The sequence below is a fragment of the Catenibacterium sp. genome (genome assembly GCF_052354645.1).
Classification (GTDB): domain Bacteria; phylum Bacillota_I; class Bacilli_A; order Erysipelotrichales; family Coprobacillaceae; genus Catenibacterium; species Catenibacterium mitsuoka_A.
In genome coordinates this window covers 1-7,454 of sequence record NZ_DAWDDM010000086.1, presented here as the reverse complement: position 1 = coordinate 7,454, position 7,454 = coordinate 1, and the positions used below count along the sequence as shown (strand labels likewise).

At 34.6% G+C, this 7,454-nt stretch carries 6 protein-coding genes; 2 read left to right on the top strand and 4 right to left on the bottom strand.

Translation table 11 applies throughout. The features are described from left to right. Positions 1-219 precede the first annotated feature (219 nt). Positions 220-699 (bottom strand): 2-C-methyl-D-erythritol 2,4-cyclodiphosphate synthase, encoded by a 480-nt coding sequence (gene ispF, locus ACT8VG_RS05340; RefSeq protein ID WP_187011614.1) that lies wholly within the window; start codon positions 697-699, stop codon positions 220-222. A gap of 57 nt (positions 700-756) precedes the next feature. Next, positions 757-2,358: a CTP synthase gene (locus ACT8VG_RS05335; protein ID WP_444195345.1), complete on the bottom strand. Its 1,602-nt coding sequence runs from the start codon at positions 2,356-2,358 to the stop codon at positions 757-759. Positions 2,359-2,514: 156 nt separating this feature from the next. Here ACT8VG_RS05335 and ACT8VG_RS05330 point away from each other — a divergent pair, with 156 nt between their 5' ends. Together ACT8VG_RS05330 and ACT8VG_RS05325 are read left to right on the top strand one after the other, a co-directional pair. Beyond that, entirely contained in the window at positions 2,515-3,210 is a 696-nt protein-coding gene (locus ACT8VG_RS05330; protein WP_040389648.1) for a response regulator transcription factor, read from the top strand. Next, positions 3,207-4,331, top strand: a complete 1,125-nt coding sequence (locus tag ACT8VG_RS05325; protein ID WP_217107247.1) for a sensor histidine kinase — start codon at positions 3,207-3,209, stop codon at positions 4,329-4,331. The genes ACT8VG_RS05330 and ACT8VG_RS05325 overlap by 4 nt, the downstream gene beginning before the upstream one ends. A gap of 37 nt (positions 4,332-4,368) precedes the next feature. Here the strand turns inward: ACT8VG_RS05325 and ACT8VG_RS05320 are convergent, their stop codons facing one another. Both ACT8VG_RS05320 and ACT8VG_RS05315 read right to left on the bottom strand, forming a co-directional pair. Then, complete coding sequence (locus tag ACT8VG_RS05320) at positions 4,369-4,953, bottom strand: MBL fold metallo-hydrolase (RefSeq protein ID WP_217107248.1); 585 nt, start codon at positions 4,951-4,953, stop codon at positions 4,369-4,371. 232 nt (positions 4,954-5,185) lie between these two features. Further along, positions 5,186-6,922, bottom strand: coding sequence for an IS1634 family transposase (locus tag ACT8VG_RS05315; RefSeq protein WP_444195344.1), 1,737 nt, complete (start codon positions 6,920-6,922; stop codon positions 5,186-5,188). Between the last annotated feature and the right edge of the window lie 532 nt (positions 6,923-7,454).

Here is a 7,454-nt window from a genome sequence, read left to right as displayed (position 1 = left end):
TATTTAGCCTCCTTTCTGTAGATTTAGGAAAAGAAGTTTCCTATATGTATTATACCATTCTTACTCCAGAATTTCTCCATCAGATGCATTAACGGCATTCATCCCCCACCTATATTTTATATTGAGGTGGGGATTCTGCCGTTTTTTTTAGATAAAAGATATCTGAGTGACAAAAAAGATGATGTAAAAACATCACCTTGTTTAGAAAATACATAACTATTACACATTTTCAAGTAAGCAGACTGCCTGAGAAACGATTCCTTCTCCTCTTCCTACAAAGCCAAGCTTTTCACCACGTGTTGCTTTCACATTAATCTGTGTCACATCACAATGAAGTGCTTCCGCAATATTATGTCTCATTGTAGGTATATGAGGTGCCATCTTTGGCTGTTCTGTCATAATGATTGCATCCACATTCCCAATCTTATAACCTTTTTCATTCATCAACTTATATGTTTCTTCTAACAAGATCATTGAAGAAATACCTTTGTAGCGATCATCTGTATCAGGAAAATGTTTACCGATATCTCCTTCACCTAATGCCCCAATGATTGATTCAATAATCGCATGTAGAAGAACATCTGCATCACTATGTCCCTTTAACCCTTTTTCATAAGGAATTTCTACACCACCTAGAATAAGCTTTCTTCCTTCTACTAATTGATGAATATCTATTGACTGTCCTATACGCATAACCATACCTCCATGCCTTTCATTGTAACACAAAAGGCATGAGGTTACCCTCATGCCAATATATTAATTGTATTTCTTTTTATGTGCTGCATTGATAAGTCCCTGGAATAGAGGATGTGCTCTATTTGGTCTAGAATTGAATTCTGGATGGAACTGACATGCAACGAAATATGGATGGTTAGGCACTTCAACGATTTCTACTAAATCTCTCTTTGGATTACGTCCAGAGATAACAAGTCCTGCATCTTCTAACATCTGACGATATGTATTATTGAATTCATATCTATGTCTATGTCTTTCCTGGATAAGATCCTTTCCATATAACTTATGTGCAATTGTACCTTCTTTTAATTCACAAGTGTAGTTACCAAGTCTCTGAGTACCACCCATGTTTTCTAAAGACTGATCGTGCATTAATGAAATTAATGGAGTCATACAGTTCTTATCGAATTCTAATGAGTTAACATCATCAAGTTTACATACATTTCTTGCATATTCAATAGAAGCACACTGCATACCTAAACAGATTCCTAAGAATGGAATATCATGTTCTCTTGCATACTGGATAGCAACAATCATACCTTCAACACCTCTGTTACCAAATCCACCTGGTACTAAGATACCATCAGCATCAGCAAGCTTAGAAGCGATATTTTCCTTAGTTACTTCTTCAGAGTTAACCCAGTCAATTTCAACTTCACTATTTGCATAGTAACCAGCATGTTTTAATGCTTCATTAACTGATAAGTAAGCATCTGGGAATTCACAGTACTTACCAACCATCTTGATTTTAACTGTATCCTTTAAGTTCTTAACTCTTTCAACTAATTCACGCCATTCAGTGAAATCAGCTTCAGGAGCTTCAATTCTTAAATGATCAAGTACAACATCATCCATATGCTGATCTAATAATTCTACTGGTAATTCATAAAGAACATCTACATCATAGTTAGAGATGATAGCTTCCTTAGGAACATTACAGAATAAAGAGATCTTGTCCTTTAATTCATCAGAAATAGTATGTTCACTACGACATACAATGATATCTGGCTGGATACCATATCCTAATAATTCCTTAACACTATGCTGTGTTGGTTTAGTCTTTACTTCATGGCTGGCACCAATATATGGAAGTAAAGTTGTATGTATATAAAGAGTATTCTTGTAGCCTCTATCGAGTCTTACCTGTCTAATCGCTTCAATAAATGGTAATGATTCGATATCTCCTACAGTACCACCGATTTCTGTAATAACGATATCTGCATGAGAAGATTCTTCTGCAGCATAAATCTTGTCCTTAATCGCATTTGTGATATGAGGAACAACCTGTACTGTTGCGCCTAAGTAATCCCCTCTTCTTTCTTTAGAAATTACATCGCTATATACTCTACCAGTTGTAACTGAAGAGTTTTTGTTTAAGTCTTCATCAATAAAACGTTCATAATGACCTAAGTCCAAGTCTGTTTCTGCACCATCAGCTGTTACATAAACTTCACCATGCTGATAAGGAGACATAGTTCCTGGATCCACATTGATATAAGGATCAAGTTTCTGCATGAATACTTTTAATCCTCTTTGTTTTAATATTCTACCTAAAGATGCAGCTGTTAAACCTTTCCCTAGACCTGATACGACACCACCTGTGACAAATATGAATTTTGCCATTCTCTTCACCTCTTTCTCTAAATTAAACAAAAAAAAGCACCTACGGAAGACCCGTTTGTGCCCTTTACAACTATAGCAAATTCCCCCGTCGTATGCAATTCTTTTCTTTATTTTATTAATTAATTATATTATGATATGGCTTGGGAGGATAAACATATGGAAACACCTCGTATATTAGTTATTGATGATGAAAAAGAAATTTGTGATCTTATTGAAATTTATTTAAGTCAAGAAGGTTATCATGTTGAAAAGCGTTATAATGCCTATACATTATTACGTGATCTTGAAAAGTTCAAGATTGATCTTGTAATTCTAGATATGATGATGCCTGGAGTAGATGGAATACAAGCATTAGAGATGATCAGAGAAAAGTACAATATCCCAGTTATCTTTGTATCAGCCAAGACAGCTGACCAGGATAAGATTGAAGGATTATTAAAAGGTGCTGATGATTATATCGCAAAACCTTTTAATGCAATGGAATTAGTGGCACGTGTTAAGTCACAATTAAGACGTTATCAGGTATATAGTAAGCCTATTGGTGTAGATAATTCTATTATTCAGGCCAATGACCTTCTTATTGATACAAATAAGAAGATGGTTTCTGTAGATAATCGTCCAGTGGCTGTGACTAAGATTGAATATGAAATCTTAGTATTACTTGCCTCACATCCAGGTACAGTATTCTCTACTGAAGATATCTATACAAAAATATGGCATGAAGAAGCAACACATGCCAACAATACCATCATGGTACATATTAGAAAACTAAGAGAAAAGATTGAAAGACAGCCTCGTACACCAAGACATATTATTACTGTCTGGGGCATTGGTTATAAGTTCGAGTTATGATGCAGAAACTAAGAAAGCTGTTTATTTCTTCTTTTAAATGGCGTTTGTTGATTAATATCACATTAAGTTATCTTGTCGCATTTCTTATTTATTCTATTCTAGGAATTATATTCGATAGAATTATTCCTATTGCGGTACCAAATGAAATGCGTTATGCATTATGTTATGCCATTTCTTTTATTGTCTTTGTAGAAATCTTCTTTAAACTGATTGATTTCACAATTGAATATATTAGAAAGCTCAGACGTTCTATCCAGCAGGTAACAAGTGGTAATTATGGTGTACAGTGTGAAGTAGAATATGATGATGAATTAGGTTCTCTTGCAGCGAACATCAATGTCTTATCAAAAACATTGCTTGCGAAAGAAAAAGAAAGCGAAAAACTAAAAGAAAAAGAAAGAGCTGCATTAGATATAGAACGTAATGCAGAAAGACAGAAGAATGAATTAATCACAAACGTAGCCCATGACTTAAGAACACCTCTTACAACTATTGTAGGATATCTTGAATTGATTAAAGATGATACAGCTTTATCTAAAGAAGATGTACATAAGTATTCTGGTATTGCGTATGAGAAATCAATACGTCTACAGGAAATGATGGATGACCTCTTTGAATTCACTAAACTTGATAATGCAGATATCAAGTTGAATAAGAGTATGATTAATCTATCTGGATTAATTATGCAGATGACAGATGAGTTCTATCCTTCATTTAAAGACTGTAATATTACACCAATAGTAAATTTACCTGAAGAGAATATCTATGTTCAGGGAGATGGTCAGTTATTAGCCCGTGTATTTGATAATCTTATTTCTAATGCACTCAAGTATGGCTATCATAATACCGATTTAAAGATAGAAGTATCCGGTGATGAGAAATATGCAACTGTTAAAGTCATCAACCATGGTGATACTATTGCACCAGAAGATATCCCACTTCTATTTAATAAATTTTATCGTACAGACTCATCACGAAACTCTAAAACAGGTGGTACTGGCTTAGGACTAGCAATCACTAAGAATATAGTAGACCTTCATCATGGTGATATTTCTGTTACAAGTGATGATCAAATTACAACATTCATCGTCAAATTCAACAGATATTTCGATCAGAACTAACATAAAAGACCACATCAAGTGGTCTTTTCATTTTGGACTATAATTTCAACCTTTCACCTGGCTTTATATATAAAGCATGAGGTGATTTAAAGCTTTTCGCAATGTCTTCATCATATAATTGTGTAGGTGAAGTATGAATAGGAATGAAATAACGAGAATCAATTACATGTGCACAACGACTTGCTTCCCGTGCACTCATATTATAAATACCATCTACCGGTAATAATGCATAATCTAAATCATTGAAGCTTTCCATTTCAGGATAATAGTTTGTGTCTCCTGCACCATATAATGTAATACCATCTACAGTCATAACAAAACCAACACATTCTTCTCTTGTATGATTCTTATTTTCTGCAGGTGTTCCTTCAATCATTACTTTCTTAATCTTCTTAATAGGATATTCACCATCCACAAATAAATCTCCATGTCTTAAAATTACACCATCGTCTTTTAATGTAACAAGATCAACCTGATTATGATCACTATGTTCATGTGTTACAATCACAATATCTGCAGGCATATGATAACCTTCACCTGCATAAGGATCCACATAAATCACTACACCTTCATTAGATACAATGCGATAACTTCCATGTCCTTGATACAATAATTCTGCCATTTTTTTATATCTCCTTTATCACTCATTCAATTATAACTTTTCTTATTGCACAGTGCGATAGAATGGCAAAAAATAAAAAAATTTAAATTTAGTTAAAAAAAATGTAAAAACCTGTTGACGAATCGCATAACACTTGGTATATTCCTGTCTTTGACAGTTATACATATAAAAACCCTTCAAAAACACTGATATATTCAGCGCTTTTTGAAGGGCTTTTTGCTTAAAAAATGTGCTAATATTTTCCTGTCTTAGTATTCTTTATAATTTTTTTCATATTCTTCTCACCATTGATCTGATAATCGGTCCTAAACCCGAATGCCTCATGAAGAATGTCGGTTGCATCATTTCTTGTATACGTTGGGATATACCCGCTTCCTTCAAAGTGCTGGAAGTTATATCCTCTTAATGTATCAATAAGCTTCTCAATAGTCAGCTTATTACCTGTTCTGTTCTCAAGTATTCTGACAAACATCAGTGCAATGAAGCATGTGAGGAAGTGTGCTTTTATTCTGTTATCATTTTGAAGATATACGGGTCTTGCCTTGAATTCAGATTTCATGATTCTGAATGATTCTTCAATCTCCCATCTTCTCTTATTAACTTCAATGATATCCTTTATATCATCCTCTAATGTAGTACATACTGCATAGAATCCATCATATTTCTCTTCTTCGGCTATTCTGCCATCATTCACAACTATTTCTACATTATCTGCAACCTCGCCATTCTCAGTATATCTGACTTCATCGAGGAATCTTGAAGGACTGTTAGGATTTTTAGTAGTTGTTTTTTTATTACTTTCAGCTGATTTTCTAGCTCTTTCAATCTGTCTGCTTCTGATATATCTCTGGTAGGCTCTGTGTTTTGGAGAGAATGAAACAATGATTCTCTGTTCGATGCCGTTCTCATTGATCCATCTTTCCTTGTACCAGATGCCATCTTCATATGTATCACCTTCATCAACAGCCTTCATTACAGAAGATATGTCTATTCCATTACTATCACCCTTAGCCCATCCTCCTGTATTAAGCGCCCAATCCTTTATATGCTTCTTAACCTTCTTAAGAGACTGTGTGACGATATATGAACAATTCTTCTGTATATTGAATTCTCTATTGTCATTAGAAGCGAGCCCTGCGTCGGTGCATACAATGAACTTTGTGATACCAAAATCCTTTATTTTCTTTTTCTCAAGTGGAATGAGTGAAGGCTGTTCGTTCTCATTGCCAGGGAATATGACAAATGAAAGAGGAAAGCCATTACCATCCATGAGAAGTCCCATCTGTATGATAGGAAGTGGTTTATGTTCCTTGGATTTACCATATCTGCAGCTACCGCGTTCTTCCTCAATCTCAAAGAAATAGTTTGTGCAGTCATAATAGAGGACAGAAGTGTTTCTATTTACAACATTCCTTGAATTTTCATAAAGGAATTCCTGGATTGTATCGCACTTTTCTGCAAGAACATCAAGTGATCTGTAAATATCATGAAGCTCGAATGTAGGCTGTTCAATAAAGCTTTTTGAATCCCCAAAAGTAGAAAGCTTGCTTGATGGATAGATAATTCTAGAATATATGAGTCTTGATAGAATGTCTGCAAGATCATATTCAAATTTATATTCTTCCTGTATATCTCTGCAGATCTTATCAAGCTTTAGGCTGTGGAATATATCCTGAAGGAAAAGGTAGCCGCCATTATATGATGTCTGCTTCATTGGTTCTAGAAGCTTTGACTGCGATAGGGAGATAAGGACAATGTCCTTATCTCTTTTTTCTTCCTCCGTCATCTTCTTGGCAATCTTTTTTCCCCAGGCTATGACTTCTTCCTCGCTATTATTATGTTGAGGAAGGAGTTCTTCCATGGTTCCTAGTTTCTTGACTACCTTTGAAGTTGATTTACCGTTCTTTCTAAATGATTTCTGGATGTAAAGTGATTTAGAGTTCTTTGATTTTGAAATAATCAGATTCATGAGCATCATCTCCTATGCCTATTATAGCACACATTAGCCCATATTAGTACATTTATTTTCAGAAATTTGACAATAAAAAAACTCAAAAGCATTGATATAATCAACGTTTTGAGCGATTTGGTTAGTGAAAAGTTGGAGACAACTGTCAAACTCCCGGCATATGATAACCTTCACCTGCATAAGGATCCACATAAATCACTACACCTTCATTAGATACAATGCGATAACTTCCATGTCCTTGATACAATAATTCTGCCATTTTTTTATATCTCCTTTATCACTCATTCAATTATAACTTTTCTTATTGCACAGTGCGATAGAATGGCAAAAAATAAAAAAATTTAAATTTAGTTAAAAAAAATGTAAAAACCTGTTGACGAATCGCATAACACTTGGTATATTATATGAGCGTGCTTGGTTGGGATATGGCACTAACACTTAAGCATCGGTCTAACGGCCGGTATATCCCAAGAATATTGGAGGTTTAGCTCAGTTGGGAGAGCATCTGCCTTACAAGCAGAGGGTCAGCGGT